The organism is Novosphingobium sp. B 225, from assembly GCF_002198665.1.
In the GTDB taxonomy this organism is placed as follows: Bacteria; Pseudomonadota; Alphaproteobacteria; order Sphingomonadales; family Sphingomonadaceae; genus Novosphingobium.
Window position 1 is genome coordinate 25112 of sequence record NZ_MWLM01000058.1, and the last position, 22192, is coordinate 47303.

16 protein-coding genes are annotated in these 22192 nt (G+C 65.1%); all 16 read left to right on the forward strand.

The genetic code is table 11. From position 1 onward, the window contains the following. The first annotated feature begins 193 nt into the window (after nucleotides 1-193). The gene (locus MNBBLIKP_RS10570) at nucleotides 194-2605 is read left to right on the forward strand and encodes a phage tail sheath family protein (RefSeq protein WP_088310221.1); all 2412 of its coding nucleotides are present in this window, start codon (nucleotides 194-196) and stop codon (nucleotides 2603-2605) included. A 26-nt stretch (nucleotides 2606-2631) separates the two neighbouring features. Next, entirely contained in the window at nucleotides 2632-3138 is a 507-nt protein-coding gene (locus MNBBLIKP_RS10575; RefSeq protein ID WP_088310222.1) for a phage tail protein, read from the forward strand. A 30-nt stretch (nucleotides 3139-3168) separates the two neighbouring features. Then, on the forward strand, nucleotides 3169-3930 hold the full coding sequence (locus MNBBLIKP_RS10580) for a hypothetical protein (RefSeq protein WP_088310223.1): 762 nt from the start codon (nucleotides 3169-3171) through the stop codon (nucleotides 3928-3930). Continuing rightward, a complete protein-coding gene (locus tag MNBBLIKP_RS10585) occupies nucleotides 3927-4925 on the forward strand; it encodes a hypothetical protein (protein WP_140420585.1) in 999 nt (332 codons plus the stop codon). Before MNBBLIKP_RS10580 ends, MNBBLIKP_RS10585 begins: the two co-directional genes overlap by 4 nt. Before the next feature lie 3 nt (nucleotides 4926-4928). After that, on the forward strand, nucleotides 4929-6305 hold the full coding sequence (locus tag MNBBLIKP_RS10590) for a Pvc16 family protein (protein ID WP_088310225.1): 1377 nt from the start codon (nucleotides 4929-4931) through the stop codon (nucleotides 6303-6305). Further along, nucleotides 6287-8236 carry an ATP-binding protein gene (locus MNBBLIKP_RS10595; RefSeq protein ID WP_140420586.1) on the forward strand — a complete coding sequence of 650 codons (1950 nt, stop codon included), beginning with the start codon at nucleotides 6287-6289 and terminating at the stop codon, nucleotides 8234-8236. Before MNBBLIKP_RS10590 ends, MNBBLIKP_RS10595 begins: the two co-directional genes overlap by 19 nt. After that, the gene (locus MNBBLIKP_RS10600; protein WP_140420587.1) at nucleotides 8229-8927 is read left to right on the forward strand and encodes a hypothetical protein; all 699 of its coding nucleotides are present in this window, start codon (nucleotides 8229-8231) and stop codon (nucleotides 8925-8927) included. The genes MNBBLIKP_RS10595 and MNBBLIKP_RS10600 overlap by 8 nt, the downstream gene beginning before the upstream one ends. A gap of 10 nt (nucleotides 8928-8937) precedes the next feature. Beyond that, complete coding sequence (locus tag MNBBLIKP_RS10605) at nucleotides 8938-9222, forward strand: hypothetical protein (protein WP_088310228.1); 285 nt, start codon at nucleotides 8938-8940, stop codon at nucleotides 9220-9222. Next, entirely contained in the window at nucleotides 9222-10388 is a 1167-nt protein-coding gene (locus MNBBLIKP_RS10610) for a hypothetical protein (protein WP_088310229.1), read from the forward strand. The genes MNBBLIKP_RS10605 and MNBBLIKP_RS10610 overlap by 1 nt, the downstream gene beginning before the upstream one ends. After that, nucleotides 10385-10915: a phage baseplate assembly protein V gene (locus tag MNBBLIKP_RS10615; RefSeq protein WP_217896678.1), complete on the forward strand. Its 531-nt coding sequence runs from the start codon at nucleotides 10385-10387 to the stop codon at nucleotides 10913-10915. Before MNBBLIKP_RS10610 ends, MNBBLIKP_RS10615 begins: the two co-directional genes overlap by 4 nt. A 17-nt stretch (nucleotides 10916-10932) precedes the next feature. Next, nucleotides 10933-11232, forward strand: coding sequence for a hypothetical protein (locus MNBBLIKP_RS10620; protein ID WP_088310230.1), 300 nt, complete (start codon nucleotides 10933-10935; stop codon nucleotides 11230-11232). A gap of 1 nt (nucleotide 11233) precedes the next feature. Continuing rightward, nucleotides 11234-11614 (forward strand): GPW/gp25 family protein, encoded by a 381-nt coding sequence (locus tag MNBBLIKP_RS10625; RefSeq protein WP_088310231.1) that lies wholly within the window; start codon nucleotides 11234-11236, stop codon nucleotides 11612-11614. Continuing rightward, nucleotides 11611-14163: a hypothetical protein gene (locus tag MNBBLIKP_RS10630; protein WP_088310232.1), complete on the forward strand. Its 2553-nt coding sequence runs from the start codon at nucleotides 11611-11613 to the stop codon at nucleotides 14161-14163. The genes MNBBLIKP_RS10625 and MNBBLIKP_RS10630 overlap by 4 nt, the downstream gene beginning before the upstream one ends. After that, complete coding sequence (locus tag MNBBLIKP_RS10635; RefSeq protein ID WP_088310233.1) at nucleotides 14160-16496, forward strand: hypothetical protein; 2337 nt, start codon at nucleotides 14160-14162, stop codon at nucleotides 16494-16496. Before MNBBLIKP_RS10630 ends, MNBBLIKP_RS10635 begins: the two co-directional genes overlap by 4 nt. A 1-nt stretch (nucleotide 16497) precedes the next feature. Beyond that, nucleotides 16498-18768, forward strand: a complete 2271-nt coding sequence (locus MNBBLIKP_RS10640; protein WP_088310234.1) for a hypothetical protein — start codon at nucleotides 16498-16500, stop codon at nucleotides 18766-18768. A gap of 12 nt (nucleotides 18769-18780) precedes the next feature. Further along, on the forward strand, nucleotides 18781-22192 hold a 3412-nt coding region (locus tag MNBBLIKP_RS10645; RefSeq protein ID WP_140420588.1), incomplete at its 3' end, for a DUF6519 domain-containing protein.

Sequence of the window (22192 nt, forward strand, 5' to 3'; positions counted from 1 at the left end):
CCAAACCTCGGATTATAGGGATTTTTCCGTTTGCCAGCGCTCCGTAGACCTGCGTAGCATTACCCCTGTCGAACGAGTCGCGCTGGCAAGATTGCCAGGCGTGACGCTCTGATCGGAGACCTACTCCGACAGACCTCTGGGTCGCTCTTCCCGAACTCCGGCCGTGATGCCGGACTGACTGGAGTTGCGAACAATGGCGACCAATTTTACCTACCCGGGTGTCTATATTGCCGAACGGCCATCAGGCCTCCGAGCGATCCCCTCAGCGGCAACCTCTATCGCGCTGTTCATCGGTATGGCTGACCAGGGCCCGATGCGCAGTCCGGTGCGGGTACAGGGCCTGTCGGAGTTTCAGCGAGCCTTTGGGGCAACCTCGTCCGGCGAGATGGCGGACCAGGTTTCGCAGTTCTTCATCAATGGCGGCGGGGATGCCTATGTCCTGCGGATCGCCAGCGGCGATGCCCAGGCTTCGGTCCGGCTGCGCAATGAAGGCGGGTCGACAGCGGTAATGAAAGTGATCGCCCGCGATTCCGGCAAGGCGGGTAACAACCTGCGGGTCGCGGTCGACTATGCCACGTCCAGCCCCGAACGCAGTTTCAACCTGACCGCGTTTCGCAGCACGCAAAAGACCGACGGCAGCTTTGAACGCAGCGACACCGAACGGTTTGTCGACCTGTCGATGGATCCGGCCAGTTCGCGCTATTTCGTCAATCTGGTCAACGGCATCAGCAAGCTGGTCACGGTTGAGGATATGTCGGCTTCGGCCGGTACGACCCGCGGGGCTTCGATTGGCGGCGCGGTGCTGCACACCAAGGCGACGACCGGCGAAGCCGATCTGGTCGCCGCGATCAGCGGTACGGCCAATGCCTTCATGGTCAGCGTGGACAACCTGCCGCCGGTTACTGCGGTGGTCGATGTGGCGGGGATTGCCTCCACCAATGTCCTGGCCCGGATCGGGGCGGCGATCAGCACGGCGGTCGCCAGCGCCCATTCGGTGGCGGTGACGGTTTCGGCGGATATCGTCAATTTCGGCGGTGGCGGCGTGCTGTGGATCGAATCGACCAAGGGCCCGGTTGTGATCACACCTGCCGCAGCCAATGATCTGGCGGCAGCGTTGCAGCTGGGTGTGGCATCGGGCGGGCTTGAGATCGACAATTTCGCCAAGCTGCGACCGGCCCCGTCCGGGATATTCTCGATCCTGGGTTCGCAGTCCGGCACGCTCGGGGTTACCTGGCTCAGCCGACTGGACGATTTCGCCAAGGCCCTGCGCAATACGCTGACCGGGTTCCGCATTGCCGATCCGGGCTCAACCGCGCTGGCTTATGAAGGCACCTTTGCGCTCAGTGGAACGGCGGGCAATGCCCTGGTCACGGGCACGGTGACGGGCGTGCCGGGGGCGATCGGCTCGCTGGCCTATGTCCGGCAGGCGCTGGCCGAGCTGGCGGCGGCGGCCGGCGCGGCGGCAAGCGAGCGCTGGAATGTGGAAGTGCAGGGGTTGCGCCTGGCGCTGCGGCTGCGCGATGCCTTCAACCCGGCCTTCGGGACCGGCGTGACCATGACCACCGGGATCGGGCTGCCAGTTGCCGGCGGCTATAACCTTGGTGCAGCGGGCAACATGATGGCCCCCGCCGACGTTACTAACAGTGCGGCCTATCAGCTCGGTTCGGCCGGGCTGGGGTTCCAGACCAGTCATGTGGCGGGCCTGGATGGCAGCAAGCCCGGGCTGACAGAATACCAGGCCGCTTTTTCGATCGCGGAAACCGCGATTGAAATCGTCAATATGGTCGTCCTGCCGCGCGCCGATCTGCAGACCGATGTCGATCGCAAGGCGATCTGGGGCGCGGCCAGTGCCTTTGCCGCCAGTCAGCGGGCGATCCTGTTCGTCGATCCGGAATCGACCTGGACCGATATTGCGTCGGCCTCTGCCGGGGCAAGCACGATCAAGGCCGGGGTCGATACCCGCAATTCCGTGGTGTTCTGGCCGCAATTGCTGGTGCCCACAGCCACTGCCCCGGCCGGCAAGAGGATTGATCCATCCGGGTCGATGGCGGGGCTCTATGCCCGTACCGATTCCCGGTTCGGCACCTGGACGGCCCCGGCCGGCCTGGAAGCGACTCTGACCGGAGTGATCGGCGTGTCCGTGCCGATGAACGATCCGCAGAACGGGCAGATCAACCCCAAGGCGCTCAACGCGATCCGTAATTATCCATCCGGCATCACCAGCTGGGGCGCGCGGATGATGGTCGGAGCGGATGATACCGGCAACATGGACGATCGCTATGTCAACGTCCGGCGGATGATGCTGTTCATCGAGAACAGTCTTTACCGCGGGCTGCGCTTTGCCACGTTCAAGAACAATGCCGAGCCGCTGTGGGCCAGCATCCGGCTGGCGGCGGATTCGTTCATGAACGGGCTGATGCTGCAGGATGCCTTTGCATCGCGGACCAAGTCTTCGGCCTATTACGTGGTCTGCGACGAGACGAACAATCCGCCCGCCGATGTGGCGCTGGGCATCGTCAAGGTGCTGGTCGGCTTCGCGCCGAACCGTCCGGCCGAGTTCGTCGAAGTGACCGTCACCCAGATCGTTATGCAGGCCGCAGCCTGACGCGACCCTTGCGAGAGTAAGCAGCCATGACCGACAAGCTTTTCCAGGCGAATTCGACCCGGATCGATCCCTACAAGAACTTCAACTTCCGCGTCCTGTTCGGCACCGAAGTGGTGGCCGGCGTCAGCAAGGTCAGCGGTCTCAAGCAGACCATCGAAGTGGTCGAGCACCGCGATGGCGGTGACCTTTCGACCAAACGAAAATCGCCGGGTCTGGCCACGTTCGAACCGATCACGATCGAGCGGGGGCTGAGCCACAGCACCATGTTCGAGGACTGGGCGACGCTGGTCTATGCACCTACCGGGCCGGGGGACATCTCGCTCAAGGACTTTCGCCGGGACATCACGATCGAGCTCTACAACCGGCAAGGGGTGAAGGTGAAGGCCTGGCACGCCTATCGCTGCTGGGTCAGCGAATATACCGCCGCACCGGAATTCGACGCCAATGGGAACGCGATCGCGTTTGAAACGATCATCCTGCAGAACGAAGGATTTTCGCGAGATCTGGCCGTTACCGAAAAGCGCGAATTTTAAACCGAAAGGCCGGGAAACCGGGCGAATCCGATGTATCTGGTCACTCTATCACTGCCCAGCATGGCGCCGCGACAGGTCCGCATCGCCGCGCTTGACGGGATGGCAGAACTGGGCGCCGATCCGGCTGATCCGGGGGCTGCGGTGCAGTTGGTCGCCCGGCTGGGGCAAGACAATCCGGCGGGCTGGCTGGACGATCTGCCAGTGGCCCTGTTCGACCGGCTCTGCGCCCGGATCTTCGCCGCAGAGTTCGCTCAGACGATCGAATGCAAATCGACGTGTGAAAGCTGCGCAGAGCCGTTCGAATTCGGATTTGCCCTGGCCGAACTGATCGCCGCGCAGGATGCGGCGGTGGCGCAAAGCGGGTTCAGCGCGGACCGTGACGGGTTCTGGACCACGCCGCAGGGCCTGCAACTGCGCCCACCGACCCTGGCGGATCTGGCTGCCGCCCAAGACGGCGCAGACATGGCGGTGCGGCTGGTCACGGCGGGGGAGGCGGAACTTGCCGCCGTTGAAACGGTGCTGGAAGCCGCCGCTCCGCTGCTCACCCTGCCGATCGCAACTGCCTGTCCGCATTGCGCGGCAGAGCAGCAGGCCCAGTTCGACATGGCCCGCTTTCTGATCGATTCCATCGCTGCCGAACGGCCGTTCCTGATCCGCGAAACTCACCTGATCGCCAGCCGCTATGGCTGGGACCACGCCAGCATCAGCGCGCTGCCCCGGCGCGACCGGCAGGCCTATGCCGCGCTGATTGAAAGCGAGCGCAGTGCGGCGCTGAAATGGAGGGCGGGATGACCGGCTATCTCCAGCGGCTGTTTGATCGCACCGCGGCCTTGACTGGCGGCGCGCCGCAGGCGGGACAGGGGCAACCCGCGATGCGCCCCGGATCGCCACTGGCCCGGTTCGATCAACGGCTGGCCGCGCCCGAGCTGGCCGGGGATTTCACCTTCGGGATCGGCTATGAAACGGGTATCGAGGATGATGGCGCGCAGGACCGGATAGGGGATCCGTCCCCGGCGGCGCTGCGCCCCGCAATGCAGGCATTGCCGCCACTGCCCGCTGCCCCGCAATCCCGGCGCAGCCCGGCGGGTGACGCTCTGCCTGCGTTGAGACCGGTCGCACAGCCCGCCGCGCCGCCTGCGCCATTGCCGGTGAGTGAAGGTTTGCGGCCCATGCGTGCAGAACCGTCGCACCGCGCGAGTGTTCCGGATCCGGGCAACGCAGCAGAACGCGCGCCGCAACCGCTCACCCCGGCCCCGCGCACTGCCCCTGTGCAGCCGCCGGTCACGGCGCAGCCATGGGGCAGGGCCGGGCAAGCAGATCCGTCCCCCGGGCCTGAGCGCCATCGCGCCGAGCCTGCTGAGCGCCAGCATGCCCGGGTGGCCGAGGCCCGCGCCCGCCCGCAACCCGATCCGGCCAGCCCGGTCCCGCAGTCTGAAACGCTGCGCGCGCACGCCGCACCCGCCGTGCAGCCCGGCGAACCGGTAGTGGTTCCGCTCCCCTCCGTTCAGCCGGCCCGCGCTGGGATGGAGCCACCGGCCTTGCCACAAGGCGAGCCGATTGACTGGCGCGAAGTGGACCGGCGGATCGCTGCTGCGATCGAACGGCAGCAGACCGTGGGCGAGGCGCAGGCGCGCAGGCGTGAGACACCGGTCCAGGCCGATCAGGCCCTCGCCAACGAGCCGGCCCAGCGCGCTCCGGTGCTCAAGACCGCGGCCGAAGCATCAATGATCGGTCCGATCGAGCCGCCGGCGCGACCGCGTATGCTGTTCGGCGAAAGGTTGCGTTAGGCCATGGCCAGTCCCGCCAACCTCAACGACATATCGCAGGCGCTGGCCAACCTGCTGGAATTCAACGTCAAACGACTGGCGGGTAGCGCTTTGAGCGGCCTGGTAGTGTCGCGGCTTCCGCCCGAAAAGGCCGATGAATCGCAGGACACTCGGCTCAACGTCCATCTCTATCACGTCTCGCAGGACAACGATGGCGGGTCCGATCTGCCAGAAGGTCAGACCGGACTCAATCCGATTGCGACCCGGCCCATGGCGCTCAAGCTGTTCTTCGTGCTGACGGCCCATGCTACGATTACCGCGACTTTTGATGACGTCGCCAGCCAGCACGCGCTGATGGGCTGGGCGCTGAAAACGCTGCACGATTTTGGCGAGATCTTTGAAGATACCAACATCGGCGGCCAGACCCTGTTCAGTGGTGTGACGTTGGGCGGCCGACCGATCGAGATTATCATCCGCCCGATTGAACCAGAGGAATCGGTATCTTTCTGGTCCGTCGATAAGGAGCGCTCGGCGCGGCTTTCGGCCTTTCTTGAACTGCGCACATTGCTGCTGAATCCCGAGCCTCCGCAAACCACCGGGATCCCTGTGTTGCAGGTGGGGCTGGGGGTGCAGCCGGGCGGCGCGCCGGTGCTGTCGGGTTCGCAGTCCACCCTTTCGATCACCCGTCCTGCGGCGCTGGGTGGCGGCACCCTGACACTCCCGGCCAGCCCGGCTGTGGGGGTGCTACGCGCGTCCCCTGGCAGCGGCGATGCCCTGGTCAGCTTCAGCGGCGGCGGGCTGGGCGATGGCACCGATGCAGTGCTGGTGCTACGTGGTCAGGGTCTGACTGTCCCCGCTCTGATCGAACCGGCTTCCAATCCGGAATGGCGGATCGTGTTCAGCGACAGCCAACTGCAATTCGAAGTGCGGCCCACTGTCTGGGCGATCGATGCCAGCGGCGCGGGACGATGGATCGCGCTGGCACCGGGGCTGTACAGCATCGCCTTGCAGCGCCGCCGCACGGCCATGGCCGAAGATGGCACAGCCTATCCGGCGGCAGTCGAAAGCAACCGGCAGCCGCTTACCCTGGCTCCGGCGCTGGTCTCTGCCAGCCTCAAGGCCGGGCCAGATCCGCGTAACGTGGTGATCATTGTCGATGCCGGCAGCGTGCTCAATCTGGCGGGAACCGAAGCGATGCTGGGGCTGGGCGGGGATGCCTATGAACAGGCCACTGCCTTCACCGGCTCGCTCGCCAAGGATGCAGGCAAATTCGTGGCCACCGGAGCGCAGCAGGTCGAGGCCGTGCCCAAGGCGGGGCTGACCTTGCCCAGCGGCACCTATCCCTTGCGCCTGACGGTCAACGGCGCGGATTCGCCTCCGGCTTGGCTGGGGGTGCCGTGATGGCGGCGCGGCGGACTAACGGGCCGAGCGCGGCCGAAGTGGTGGTCGACATGGCCCGGCTGCGGCTGGCCCTGGCCAGCGGCGCTGCGCCAAAGGCCGATCATGCGGCGATGCGGGCCGAGCTGGACGGGCTGGAACAGATCCTGGCTGGTCCGGCTGGCAAGCTTCGCGCGCGGCTGGCGCAGATGTTCGCGCTGGAACCGGCGGAACTCGCTGCGCTGGACCTGGCCGTGGCGATCGCGGTGGAGCCCGCGCTCGGGCCGCAAGTGGGCGCTTTGCAGGGCCGGGCAGAGCGGCCGCTGGCGGGCGAGATCGCCCTGCGCCTGCTCTATGCCGCAGGGCCGGAGCCGGTTATCCGGCCGACCCGGCCGCTGGTGCGCTGGGGGCTGGTCAGGCGGGTGGACTATTCCCCCGGTGAGCCGATCTGCTGGTATGCCGATCCGGCGCTGGTTGACTACTATTTCGGGCGGATCACTTCGGGCGATATCGCCGTCTCGAAGGTGGCTGCGGTTGAACCGCTGCCCGAATGGCAAGCGCCAGAGCTGGCGCGGTCGATCGGCGCGCTGCGCAAGAGCGGTCGGCAGGTGCGGGTGGCGCTGCGTGCGGGATTGGGCAGTGGCCGCGCCAGTCTGGCCCGCTGGCTCGCGGACAAGCTGGAATTTGGACATGCACTGGCCGATGCGGATCTGATCGCGGGCGGCGATGGCCAGGCGGTCTGGCTGTCTTTGCAGCGCATGGCATTGCTGGGCGGACTGGCGCTGATCTGGCGGGGCATGCCGCCCGTTCCCGGCGGCAGTCCGGCGATGTGCGAATTGCAGTTCTTCCTGCTCGAACCTGGTGAAGTGCTGACCCCGCGCGCCGATACGGCGGATCTGCATTTCGATCTGCCGCCATTGGCCGAACAGAGCCGGGCCGGGCTGGTGCGCCGCTATCTTCCACAGCTTGAAGGCCAGCTGGACGATCTGCTGATCCGGCCCAGTCCGGCCGACCTGGCCGCAGCCGCACCGCACGGCTTTGCTCAGGTTCCTCCGTTCGCCACCTGGCTGCGCCACCGCTATGCCATGCAGGGCCGCAATGTCGGGCGGATCGAGAGCCCGCTATTCGGCTGGGATGATCTGGTTCTGGCTGAACCCGTGGTGGTCCAGCTGGAAAACTTCGCGGCCGAGGCAAAGCTGCGCGCGCGGCTGCTGGGCGATCCTGAACGGCAGCGCATGTTCCAGGGCGCGGCCCCGCTTTCGGCGCTGTTTTCGGGCCCGCCGGGGCTGGGCAAATCGATGTCGGCACAAGTGATCGCGCGGGATCTGGGGTTGGACCTGCTGGTGGTCGATGCGTCGGCGATGATCAGCAAATATATCGGTGATACGGCAAAGAATTATACCGAAGCTTTCGAACTGGCCCGCCGCCTGAATGCGCTGCTGCACTTCGAAGAGGCTGACGGGATATGCCAGACCAGGATCAAGGCCGAACAATCGAGCGAAAGCTTTCGCAACATCGATCTGGGGCACCTGTTGCAGTTGATGGAACGGTTCGAAGGGCCGGTGATCCTGTCCACAAACATGCGCGGCAATATCGATCCGGCCTTCATGCGGCGGATGCGCTATATCGTCGAATTCCGCCGCCCCGCCTGTGATGAAGCGCAGCGGCTGTGGCACGCCATGCTGGCTGCCGCCGGGGCGGACGAAGACCTGCGCGATATCTGCGCCGGCCTGCTGGCCCGCACGCATGATCTGACTCCGGCACAGATCAAGGGAGCCGTGGTCAGCGCCGCCTATCGCGCGCTAGCGGCAGGCAAGCCCATCTCCATGGCCGATGTCGAGGCCGGGGTGCGGCAGGAATTCCTGAAGGAAGGCAAGCTGGTCAGCGCGGTCAACACCGCTGGGGACGAGCCGCTTGCCCGGATATCAGCGGCGCGGAGCGGCAGTCATGGCTAAAACGGGCTTCCCAAGATCGCCGGTGGTGATGCGCGGCGCACTGGTTCAGTTGATCGAGGACCTTGGGATCATCATCCCCAATATCGTGCCTTTCCAGTACAATCCGGCCAAAGTGACGCGCGGGTTCGAAACATGGAACCCGTTTACCACCGCACCGCAGAACCAGGCGGCGCAGACCCCTCTGGTCCAGCCGTTTGATCCGCACCAGACCTATCGCTTCGATCTGGAATTCGATGCGGCGGACGATCTGGAAATGGGCAATCCCATAGCCGAACTGACCGGGGTGGCATCGCGGCTGGCAGCACTGAAAAAGCTGATCGAGCCGACCGAGGGGCTGTTTGGCGATCTGATCGCCAGCGCCGGGGCCCTGGCGGGCGATGCGATGCGCCAGGCCGAGCCGCGCAAGGTGCCGATCACCCTGCTGGTGCTGGGGCCGGGCACGATCCTGCCGGTGCGGGTGACCGAACTGTCGATCGACATTACCGAATTCACCCCGGGGCTTTACCCCCTGATGGCCAAGGCCACGGTCGCGCTGCAGGTGCTGACCCCGGACGTGTTCAAATGCACCGATACCACCGCCAGCAAGATCGCGGTGGCCGCCTTCAAACTCACCAAGCTTCAGGACGATGCGCTGGCGATTGCCAATGTGGCCAATGTCGGCACCGCCATCGCCTCGATGCTGCCGCTTTAGGGGAAATGCCATGGCCCAGTTCGATCCGAAAAGCCGCTATGTGCTTTACGCCCAGACCCGGTTTGGGACCGACCGGCGCGGACGCAGCGTGGTCTGGGTCACACCCGCGCGGGTGCCGGATCAGGTTGAGCTGGGGCTGCACCGCCGGAAGGCCGGGCACCGGCTTGACCGGTTGGCGGCCTATTATCTGGGAGATCCGATGGGCGGCTGGCGGATCAGCGCGATCAACGATGCGGTCAACCCCGATGCGATCGCCGATCTGCCGCTGGTACGGATTCCGGTGAAGGCACGCTGATGGGCCTGGGCGCTATCATCACCTGCGGCGATGGCAACGCCAAGCTTGATGACCAGCTGACCGGCTGGGTGATGGAAGTGCGTGTAGAACAGAAGCTGAGCGAGCCGACCAAAGTGGCGATCCGGTTTGAGGACGATCTGTGCGATGGCGGGCTTGAGCTTGAAAACCGCAACGAGCTGAAGGCCGGGCAGACCCTGGGCCTGTTCGTGCCGCTGGGCAGCATGCTGTCGTGCCTGTGCCGGGGGCCCATAACCCGCGTGCGCACGGCCGCGATGACCGGCGGCACCGGCAGCTGGCGCGAAGTGGTGTTCAATGACCGCCGGGTGGAGCTCGACCGGGCGGGGATTCAGGCCAACTATACCGGCAAGGAATCTGATGCCGCAACCACGATCCTGCAGGGCTATGGCTTTACCCCCGATGTCCAGGCAACGCCCAAAGACTATCCTGAAACCCAAAAGCTGCAGCAGCGCGAAAGCGATCTGGCATTCCTGAAAGGGATCGCGCGCCGCAACAACATGGAATTCTGGCTGACCTATGACGTGGTCGGCACGATTCCACCCTTTGCCGTGACCACCAATGCCAAGATCCGCAGCTCGCCGCCGCGGTCCGATACGTCGGCCACCGCGATCAGCCTGCCACCGTTGCCACCGGTCCTGGCGCCTGATCCGGGCCGTATCATCCGGATCAATCCGCCGCCAGCGGATGTGGTGTCGGTCTATCGCTTTGAAGTGCGGGTCGATTCCGAACGGCCCAACGCCGCGCGCGGCTTTGCATCGGATGCCCGATCGGGGACACAGAGCGAGCAGAGCGCGACCCCGGCTGATCCCCCGCTGGACCAGCGTGCGACCACGATCGTCGATCTGGGGGTAGGGGACCGCACCTTACTGACCAGCGCTGCGGCGACCGATCCGATGGACCAGTACCTTGCCCAGCAGGCCGAACTGACCGAGGCGGCATGGTTCGTTCAGGTCGATGCATCGGCCACGCTCGCGCAATTGGGCTTTGTGGTCGAACCGCATCAGGTGGTCGATATCCAGTATGCAGGCGACCAGCTGTCCGGACCCTATCAGGTGACCGAGACGATCCACGTCATCAACCCCGCCAACCACCTGGTCGATTTCAAACTCCGCGCCAACGGCCTGCGCAACCTGGGAGCGGCGGCATGATCGATCAGCTCGACCGGGTCGTCGAAATGCTCAACCAGCGATACTACGGCAAGTACCGCGGCGAAGTGACCGGCAATACCGACGATACGCATCGCGGCATGGTCCAGGTGAAATGCCCGTCGGTGATGGGCGAACAGGTGATGTGGGCGCTGCCGTGCACCCCCTTTGCAGGGGATCAGGTCGGTTTTTTCGCCTTGCCGCCGATCGGGGCTTCGGTCTGGATCGAATTCGAGGCGGGGAACATCAGTACCCCGATCTGGTCCGGCTGTTTCTGGAAAGACGGCGAAATCGAAGCTGCAGACGCGGTTCCGGCGATCATGTTCCTCAAGACCGCCGGAGTGACCCTGCGGATAGATGACGATGCGGGCACGATCGAGATCGAGACCAGCGGCGGCAGCAAGATCACGATCGAGGGCAGCGCGGTGAAGATCGAGGCACCCGAAGTCAGCATCGAGGCGAATGGTGGCTCGGCCAAGCTCTCGGCCAGCGGGTTCGACGCGATGAACGGCGCCTTCACGGTCGTCTAGGAAAGGGAGAAAGCATCATGGCCGCACCCGTTCTGACCACCCCCGCAGGCGCCAATGCCGGCAGCCCCGCAACGTCATCGGTTACCACCAATTCGCGGGTGCGCAGCCAGACGGGCTTTCTGGCCTTGCAGACCGATGTGCCGCAGTTCGCCGGGCCGCCGGTGACCGGGGTCTGGACGGTCGCGGCGGCGCGTACCTTTGTGCAATCGGTGCCGGTGGTGACGCAGAGCGCGGTTGGCGTAGCGGCAGTTCCGGCCCCGCCATCTTCGGTGCCGATGTCCGTAACCATGGGCGATGCCCGCGTGAAGGCGACCTGAGATGGCCAATCTTGAACGCCGCATCACCTATCCGTTCCGCATCAATCCGCTTTCCGGGCGGGTGAGCGAAGAGGCGGACTATGACAGCTACATCCGCCAGCTGATCCGCCAGGTCCTGCTGACCGCACGGGGTGAGCGGGTGTGCCGTCCGGATTTCGGGGTTGGCATTCGCCGCCAGGTGTTTGCTCCTCTGACTAACGAAACCGCGGCCATGACCCGGACCCTGATCCTCGAAGGGCTGGAACGCTGGCTGGGCCGCCTGATCAAGGTTTCCGCGATCAACGTCAGCGCCGATCTGGCGACGCTGCGGATTTCAATCGAATACCTGGTGATCTCCCGCGGGGTTCAGCGCGTGCTGAATGAGGAGTTCGCGCTGACATGACCCAGGGCACAACCCGCCGGGCGCAATTGTGCGCGCAAAGTCCCGCCGTACTGACCGGGATCGATTTCGTGCAGGTGGCCGATCCGGCAACGCAGCTGGTGCTGCGGGTGTTCTTCGTGATCGATCCCGATGCGACCGTACCTGCGCTGGTCACCAGTCCGGTTGCTCCCAATACTGCCGCCAATATGGGGGCAGGATTGGCTTCGCTTTCGGGTGAAGCAGCGCCGCAGATCGTGGCCAAACGCTGGGTTGCCGTCAGCGCAGGCGGGATCACCCGGGTCTGCGTGGAACTGACCGTCGACCGCCCCGGCGGCTTTGAACCCTACAGCCTGACCTTGACCCATCTGCCCACCGGAACGAATCCGGTGCAGCTCGATCCGTTCCATTCCTCGATCGTCTTCGATTTCAAACAGGCCTGCGAAACCGGCTTCGATTGCCGTGAAGAGCAGGACTGCGATTGCGCAGAGGAGGTCGATTTTCCGGTCGACTATCTGGCCCGCGATTTTGAAAGCCTGCGCCGGGCGCTGATGGATTTCACGGCTCAGCGCTATCCCGATTGGCGCGAGCCGATCGAGGCCGATTTTGCGACGATGCTGATCGAGGTCATGGCGGCGCTGGGCGATGACTTTTCGTGGCAGCAGGACCGCCATGATGCTGAAGCCCGGTTCGGCTCGGCCAGCCAGCGCGCCAGCCTGTTTCATCATGCGGCCCTGGCAGACTATCGCCCTGATTGCGGCGCTGCGGCCAGCGGCCCGGTGCAACTGGCAGCAAAAACGGGCGGAACGGTGCCCAAGGACGCGACCTTCTGGGCCAGCAGCGAATCCCGTCCTCCGGTTCCTTTCACGCTCGATGCCGCGCTGTGGGTCCATCCATCGTGGAACCGGCTGGCGTTCCACAATGCAGAAGGGGAAACCACCTGTCTGGTCCGCGGCGTGACCGCTTTGCTGCTTGCTGCGCCGCCGGTCATCTCGGGTGACATCAACAAGTCTGACAGGATAGCTTTCCTGACCGGGCGGCAGGCACTGATCCTGTCCGATCCGGCCGACGCGGCCGAGGGACGCAGGGCCTGGCCGGTCACGATCACCGGAGTTGATGAGTTGGTCGATCCGCTCGTCACAACCGCTGGCAACCCCACAGCGGTGCTGCGCCTGTCCTGGGCGGCGGAACAGGCGGTGCCGTTTGACCTGCCGGTCGATGGGCTGGTCATGGCACTGAACGTCGGCACCGTAACGGCAGGTGAAAAGGTGGTTGAATATGCCCGCGCCGGGGACGATGCGGATTTGCTGGCGGCTCTGGCGGGTGCCCCGGCAGAGGTCTTGTACCGGCTGAGGGAGGTGCCCCGCCTGATCGAGCGCGAAGGCCCGGTTCAGCTGGACAGTGGTGCGCGCAGCCGGATCGAACGCATCGGGCTGCATGCCAGTGAAGCCGGGGCCTTGCGCTTTCCAGGGGCGGGGCTGGCTGATCCGGTTTCGATCCGGCAGCTTACCCCCCCGGCGAGCTATCCGGTTACCCTGCCGGTCGGTCAGGATGCCCTGCTGGCTCTGTTCGGCAATGGTCCGGCGATCCCCTATGTGCCGGATCTGTTGGATGTGGACGGCGATTCCGCAGCATTTTCGCTCGAACCGGGAACCTGGCGCACGATCCGCACCCATCAACGCATGGGCGGCGATTTCCAGTTCCGCGACTATGCCGCAAATGCAGGCTGGTCGATCAAGTTCGCATTTGGCGATTTCGGGATCGGCCCGGCGGACGGATCGTTGCTGAAGATCGAATATTACACCGATCCCGGCCTCGCCGCCAATATTGCCAGCTTTGCTCTGGGCCTGACCGCCCCTGCGGCTCCGCCGCCGCCGGTATCCCTGACCACGATCATCGCCGGGGCGACCAATCCGATCGCGTTCGGCAATGCGCGGCTGGAAGAAGACGCCAACTCTATTCGCCGCAATGCCCCGCAGGCCTGGCGGCAGGATCTGCATCGCGCGGTGCGGCCAGAGGATTATTCGGCGATTGTCGAAAAGCTGGACTGGGCGCAGCGCGCCTATTCGGTCACCGCCTGGACGGGCAGTTGGTCAAGCGATTTCGTTTCGGTCGATCCGCTCCGTTCGATCGGGATCAGCCCGCAGCAAAGTGCCGAACTGGCCGGATTGATCGATTGTGTCCGCTTGGCGACCCGCGATGCCCGGATCCAGACGCCTGACTATGTCGACGTCGATCTGGACATTTCGGTCTGTGTTGCGGCGGGCTTTGACAGTTCGGCGGTGCTCAAGGCGGTCCGCCGGGCTTTGGTGCCACCCGGGTTCTTTGCGCCGGACAATTTCACTTTCGGGCAACCGCTCTATCGCTCTGCACTCGAAGCGGCGGTTCAGGCTGTGCCGGGCGTCGCGCATGTCGAAGCGATCCGGATCCGGGTGCTGGGCAAGGGTGATTGGCGCGCCTTTGCCGAACCCGTGCTGGAGGCCGGACCCAGCGAGATCATCCGCCTGCAGAACGATCCGGCGCGTTCCACGCTGGGGCTGCTGCTGGTCCGTTCGCATGGGGTGCTGGCATGACACATTATCATCCTCCCGCCTGTTGCCCCGATCCGGCCCATCCGCCGCTGCCGGATATCGCCACCGGACTGTCCAGCCTGCCGCGCGAAACCGCGCTGTTCGGGGGCTGGCGCGCGGCGATGCTGCGCGAACTGGGGAATTATCCCGCGCTCGCCGGATGGACCGCCGACAGCCAAGGCGATCTGGGCGTCATGCTGGTTGAAGCCTGGGCCTATGTGCTTGATGTCCTGAGCTTCTACGATGCACGCATTGCTGAGCGGGCCTATATCGGCACGGCCGCCGAGGCAGAGATCGCGGCAGAGATTGTCGGGCTTCTAGGCTATGTTCCGCGTCCGGCGATGGCGGCAATGGTCGATCTGGTGCTGCGCGCGGGCGGGGCAAGCGATCCCGTGGCCGTGCCGGACCGCACCCGGTTCCGCAGCGAAGCCTTTGGCAGCGAGCCGCCGCAGATGTTCGAATTGCTTGGCGCGGCGCAGATCTGGCCGCAGCGCAACCAGTGGACCTTTGCACCCTGGCGGCGGCCGGAGTTTGCGGCACCGCTGCGTTTCCATGCGGGCGGGGCCCCGTCGGTCGGGACCGTGCTGGCCCTGACCCTTGACGACGAGCCCAGCACCGCCGGGCGCGTGGCGGCGGTCGCCACCGAAGCGGCCAGCGATCAGGACCGCTATCAGCTGGTGACTTTCGAGGATGAGCATTGTCTCGATGCCCTGGAAGGCGAAGAACGCAGCGCGATCCGGACTTTCGCCATGGCCATGCGGATCGGGGTTACCCCGCTCGCACCAGCGGCGACGCCGGCAGTCAGCCAGTCTGGATCAACGCTGACCTTGCTGCTGGACTCGCTCTATTCCCAGCTCGGTTCCGGGCAACTCGCCGTGATCGAGCTGGGCAGCGCGCGCGGGGCCAGCACCTATCACGCGGTGACCATTTCCGAGCATGCGCCGCAAACGCTGACCTTGCCCACAGCGGTCAGCACTGTGAACTATAACCTAACCGTATCGAAGCTGGTGGTTACCCTGCCCGAGACGGTGGGTTCGCGTTCGGTCCATGTCCATGCGATTGCCAGGCCCCTGGGGCGCGCGACCCGCACGGCAGAGCCGGTGCGCACCCTGGCCGATATCCGCACCGATGGCGATCTGCGCCGGCCAGCTCCTCCGCTGGGCGATGCGCCAACCGGCGGGCGGTTCGTGGCGCTTGGCGCTGCTGCGCAGGGCGGGGCGCTGGACGGGCTGTTGATCGAGGATGGCGAGCATCGCAGCTTTGTGCCCGATGGCGCGGCAGCGGAATTTGCCGCGCCGCTGGTCACCCCGGTCAAGCTGTTGGGCAATGTGGTGACCGCAGTGCGCGGCGAAACGATTGCCAATGAAGTACTGGGTTCGGGCGATGCATCGCAGCCCTGGCAGCGGTTCAAACTGTCACGGCGGCCGCTGACCTGGGTCGCCGATGCCCGCGCCGCTTCGCGCCGTTCGCCGCAGATCGACTTTTATGTGGATGGGATGCGCTGGGAATGGGTGGAGAGTTTTTACGGCCAGAAGCCGGGCGCGCGGGTTTTCCTGATCGAGATGGAGGCTGATGGCACAGCCTGGGTCTGCGGCGGGGACGGCATTACCGGATCGCGCTTTCCCAGCGGGAACGGCAATCTGATTGCCACCTACCGGGCCGGTGCCGGGCTGGCCAAACCGCCTGCCGGATCGATCAAGCAGATCGTCCAGGCTGCGCCGGGCTTGCTCGGCGTGGAATCTCCGCTTGCGCCCTATGGCGGTGCCGACGCCGAAAGCGCGAGCGAGATCGCCACCTCCGCCCCCAGCGGCGCCCAGATGCTGGGGCGGGCGGTTTCCCCGGCGGATTTCCTGGCGCTGGCACGCAATTTCAACGGGATCGTCAACGCCGCGGTCACTGTGGAATGGAACGCAGAGGCGCTGCAGCCGATGGTGGTTGTGCGCTATATCGCCGACAGCGGCGATCCAGGCCCGGCGCTGGGCGCCGATCTGGAATTGCGGGTTTTGCCGGGCACGCTGATCGTGGTCGAAGCCGCGACCCGTGCGGTGGTGACTGGCTTTGACATCAGTTTGGACATCGATCCGCTGTGGGATGCGGCCTTGGTGCGCGATGTGGCCAGCAAGGCCTTGTTCGATCCCGCCACCGGCTTGCTTTCGGCGCGGCGCATGCCGATCGGCCAGCCGCTGTTCCATTCCAGCCTGAGCGCTGCGCTGCACGCCGTAGCCGGGGTGCGTTCGGTCACCTCGATCCAGTTCAACGGCAGCGAGATGCCCTTCGCCATAGATCCGGGCCGCGGGGCCTGGTTCGATCTTGCCGCAGTCGGAAGGATCGTCTGATATGGCCACCAGCATCCGCCCGATCCGCGATGAGTTCGAACGGCACTATGCCGAAAAGATCTGGGAACTGATCCCGGAAGTCTATCGCAACGAGGACGGTCTGGCCGACATGCCCGGCCAACTGCGCGCGCTGGTTGAACTGCTAGCCGGACAAGCCGCGATACAGCGGCGCAGCATCGATCGCCTGCTGGCAGACAGCCGGATCGAGGAGGCGGACGATTGGGCGGTGGCCTATATCGGCCAGCTACTGGGCACGCGGTTTGGCAATCCGCTCAACTCTGCGGGGCGGCGTGCGGATGTGCGCAACACGCTGGGCTATCGCCGCCGCGCCGGAACCGCGCGGTTGATCGAGGCTCTGGCGCGCGACATTGCCCGCTGGGATGCCCGGCTGAGCGAGGGATTCCGCAGGCTGGTTCGCTTCTCCCATGGCCTCGATCGCGATTTTGCACCGGGCCCGGTTACGGCGACTCCGCCCGGAGCTTTCGCCGATCTGCGCCGCACGCGGGTTGGCGATGTGGTGGACGGCGCGTTCGATGATCTTGCCCATTTTCCCGATTTTCGGCCGGGGCCGGGGCGCAACGGGATGTACAACATCCCGCGCGCCAACCTGTTCCTCTATCGAGTGGAGGCGCGGCGGCTGACCGATTTCGATCCGGTTCGGCTGGATGGGCGGCATTGGGTGCTCGATCCGTCTGGGCGGGGCAATGCGGCCCTGTTCCAGCCGGGTGATCGCAATCTGGACGATTGCACCGCGCCGCAGGAATGGCAGCTGCAAATACCGATCACCTGCCGCCGCCTTGGCGCGGTGCGCTATGAACTGCCGCAGAGCGAGGCTGGCAACGGAACCAACTGGTCGCGGCTGGTCGGGCGTTCGTTCGATGCGGTTGAAGATCTGCTGGCCGCCGCCGCCGATGTTGCTGCGGGCAATCTGGCCGCGTTGCCCGATGCTGCGCTCGATCCGGCCTCGATCAAGGCGCACTTGCTCGATACGGCGCTCAGCGATGGTCTGGCGTTCAGCCTGGCTCCGGGCGGGACGGCCGTTTCGCTGCACGAAATGGCCCCGGCGGGCCTGGAAAACTGGGCCGATGGCGTTACTCCCGGCAGCCATGTCCGGGCGATGGTCGATCCGGCACACGGGTTGGTACAACTGGTCAATCCGGCGAACCATCTGGGGGTGGGTCTGCTCCACTATGGCCAGTATCTGGGGCTGGGCGCAGGCACGCATGATCGCTCTGCCACCATCCCGGCCGCGACCGGTTCCACACCCACGCTGTCACCCAACTGGACCAGCCTGGCCGGAGACGTGCGGTTCGGCAACAGCCGCACCTATACCCCGACCACCACCACACCGGACAAGCTGACGGTCACCGCGACTACCCGGATCTGGGCGCTCGATCAGCGCCGTCCCTATGTTGTGCTGAGGCCCTCGGCCGGGACCAATGTGATCGAGCTGAAAGGGCAGGGCGCCGCTGGCGCACCGGACCTGCTGATCAACGGACTGTGGCTGGGGCAGATACTGTCAGGCGCGGCGCTCGCGGGCGGGCTCGCCATTCTGCGACTGACCGGGCACTGGAACCGGATCGACCTGCAACACGTCACGCTCGATCCCGGCGGAATCAAGGTGGGGCTGGCCGGGTCGGGCAGCACGCCAGCGGTAGCGGCGGGTGACCCGATCGCCCATGTCCGGCTGGAAATCGCCGGGGTGGTGGAGGAGCTCGCGATCGCCAACTCGATCATCGGCGGGCTGCACGATCCCAATCCCGCGACCACCCCGGGCCATGCCGCCTGCAGCGCGGCACGGATTTCGATCACGGATTCGATTGTCCATGGCCGCCCCGGCGAACTGGCGATCGATGTTCCCGGCGGCGTGTTCGAGATCGAGCGCAGCACCGTGCTGGGCGCTTGCCGGATGGGCCGCGCGGAAGTGTCCAATTCGCTGATCGATGGCGCGATCGAAGTGCAAGATTCGCAAGGCAGCTGTTTGCGGTTCTGCGCCTATGCCGGGGGCAGCCGGGTGCCCGGACCCTATCGCTGCGTCAGCTATCCGGGCGGCTTGCCCGCCGCGCTGTTTACCTCGCGCCGGTTCGGGGACTGGAACTATGCGATGCTCGCGCTCGATGCCCCGGCAGAGATTGCCGAAGGGGCCGAGCACGGGACCGAGATGGGCGCCTTCAACGCGGCGCTGTTCCCGATCCGCCGCAACGACCTCTACGCAAAAATCGCCGAATTTGCGCCGATTCAGGCGCTGATCGAACCCATTTTCGAGACCTGACAGGAGAGGTCCATGACCGCTGACATCACTCGCAACTTCGCGGACAGGGCCAAGCAATATGCCGGCCTGCAGCGCCAGCAAGGCCGCATCCCGACCGATGCCGAAGAAAACGCGGCTGACGAAATCGCACGGCGCAGCCACGAAACCGCCTTTGCCGAGGCGATCTGTCCGCTCGGCAGCCCGGACAGCGGGTTCAAGATCGGCGCGCTAAACCCGGCTGGACCCGATTTCGAAATCCTGGCTGGCAGCTATTACCTGGGCGGTACCCGGATCGAAAACCGCCAGACGATCAACTATTCGGAGCAGGCCAACGGCAATTGGCTGACCAAGTCCACGACGGACAAACCGGCGGCCGGAAGCAAGGTGTTTGTCTGGCTGGAAGCGAACGAGCAAACCGTCTCTGCGATCGACGATGGCGAACTGGCCGAACCTGCATTGCGCGGGCCGGATGGTGCGGCCCGCAGCCGGATGGCCTGGCGGGTGCGGCAACAGGCGGTCACCGCAAGCAGTTGTGCGGCAGCGATGCAGGAGGCGCTGGGCGCCACCCTTTCCGCAGCGCGCAATCCGCTGACCGGAGCGATCGAGCCTGCGGGCACTTTGCAGATCGGCTTTACCACCACCGGGATCGATACCGACCTGTGCAAGCCCGCAACCACGCCTGGCTACCTTGGCAACCGCAACAGCACCTACCGGGCCAAGATCACCGCCGCGGGCCGGTTTGTCTGGGGTGTGGACAATGCTTCGCAGCTATTTCGGGTGGTGATCGGATCGGACAACCAGACCCTCACTTTCCTCAATTTTCCGCGCGATGAGTATCAGCGTCCCAAGGCCGGGATGACGGTGGAATTATTGCGGCCCGATATCCTGCTGCCGAATCTGGAAAAGCCGGGTGAGGCCGATGGTCTGCTGGTTCGGGTGGCAACCAGCTATGCCGAAAAACGGATCACGGTTTCAACCGACCCGGGCATTGCCGCGATGGCCACCTGGTTGAACGCGCTGTCGGCTGACAAATTCGCCAGTCCTTCCGCGCCACGGTTTGTCTATGCGCGGATATGGAGCGGGGGCGGGGACTCCGGTTCGCCGGACCAGGCGTTTGTGGCAGGGACTGCAAAGGCCCTGGGGGCCACCGGCCTGACCGCGACGTTCAGCGGGACAGTGCTGCCGGGGACAAGCTGGACCTTCAGCGCACGTCCCGATGCGCCTGCACAGGTGCTGCCCTGGGCCATGCGCAGCGGCATGCCCGCCCATGCGCCGCGCCGCCATATAGCCCCGCTGGGGATCATCGATTTCACCGCAGGAACCGTCCACCACTGCCGCGATCAGTTCCGTCCGTTGTGGCGGGTGGAGGATTGCTGCACTTTTACCGTGGGGGACGGGGAAAGCAGTTTTGGTGATTTCCAGTCGATCGGCGCGGCGGTTGCGGCCATGCCGCCGCAGGGCGGATGCATCTGCCTGCTGCCAGGCCAACACCGCGCCAACGTGGCGCTGAACGGGCGCCGCAACATCAAGTTCACGGGCTGCGCCGGGCGAACGTTCTGGAGCGAGAGTGACAGCACCACCCCGCTGGTCACGCTGATCGATTGCAAGGACATCAGTTTTGCCGGGATCGCCATGTCGCACAGCAAGATGTGCTGCATCCTGGCGGACAAGAGCGGGTCTGCGGCGATCAGCGCCAATGTCGGCGCGCTGACGGTGGAGAACTGCACGCTGACCGTGCCCAACGGCTGGGCCCTGTCGGCCAGCCATCAGGCCGGGATCCGGGTCAGCGCCTGCAAGGTTGTTGCCGGGCCGCTGGTGCTGCGCGATTCAAGCGATCCGATCCAGTCCTTGGCGGCGGTGTTCCTGCAGGGTGAGGATTTGATCGTTGAAGACAGCTCAATCGCCGCACCCTTGCCCGCGACTGCGGCGGAACAGCTGCGCGCGATCGGCGGGCTGCATATCGGCGGTGCATCGCGCCGGGTTGTAGTAAGGGGTAACACGATCGAAAACGGGGCCGGCATGGGGATCATGCTGGGCACGGTGCATGATGTCGCGGTGACTACCACCACGCCGCTGGGCTGGGCCTTCAAGACCGGGGTCCATTACAAGGTGAGCAGCGCGGGCTGCATCATCATCACTTATCTGCCCCCGGCCGGGACCGGATCGACCACCACGATCACCAAGCATTCCGATGGCGAGATCGAGGATGTGCGGATCGGCAACAACGATATCGTCAACATGGGGTCGAACGGGATCGGAACCTATCCGCTGATCTTGATCGATGAAGACGGGACCCCGGCGGAAGACGCGGTGATCGTATCCCGTCTGGAAATCACCGAAAACCGGATCGCGGCCTGCCTGCGCTATGAACCGCCCGCGCTGGGGCCGGTGGCTTCGGTGTTCACCCCGCGCGGCGGGATCGCGCTCGGCATGACCAGCGATTGCCTGGTGCGGGCCAACCGGATCTTCAACAACGGGTTCGGCGGCGGATATGGCAGCTGCGGGCTTGGCATCGCCTATGGCGAGGATGTTCGGGTGATCGACAACCAGATCGAAGCCAACAACAGCTTCGATCCGCACCGCCTAGTCGATGGCCCCAACAGCGGGGTGGACATCGTGTTGGCGGTGGGCGGCCTGGCAACCTTTGCCGAAAGCAAGGGCGAGGTGGGCATCACCGGGATCGACAACCTGAACAATGCGATCGGCGCAATCCGCCCGCGTACGGTTGACCGGGCAGCCTTGCAGATGTCCGGCAACACCGTGTTCCAACCGTCCGGTCGGGCGCTGCGGGTGATGGGGCTGGGGCCGATCATGGTCAGTGACAACCACATGACCGGCGGCAACCCTTCGCGCCTGTTTCAACGCGGCTTTTCGGAACTCTCCAAGATCGAGCGGCTGTTCAACGGCTTTGCCCGGGATAATTTCGAACAGGCCATGCTGTTCGGGATCGTCACCTTGTTCGATCTGATCGGCGGGGATGCGGTGCAGATCGTCAACCTGGGTCCGCCCAAGGATCTGCCTGAGATGTTCTATGCCGCACATGCTACCGCCCATGCCAGCGCCAATCCGATGCGGAGGGCGGCAGGCCCGGTCGACATGTTGGTGGCCTATGCCGTGATTTCCTCTGGCGGAACGGACATTGTCCCGATCCTCCAGCGCGGCGGGTTGGTGATGGTGGCCAACAACCAGATCGCCTTGCAGGAACCCCGCCCGGACGGGCCGAAGGGTACGATTTGTTCGGTTCTGGTGGTGACGCTCGATGATCTGGGCTTCAGCGACAACCAGTTCGGGATCGATCTGACACGCGGCTATGCGTTTTTTGACGCACTGCTTTCCGCCATGTCGCTGCGGGTGACGGCCAATCGCGCACAGGAAGCGGCGCTGTGCTGGGCATCTTTGCAGGTCCATTCGGGAACAACCGCATTCTGCACCCACAACTATGCGA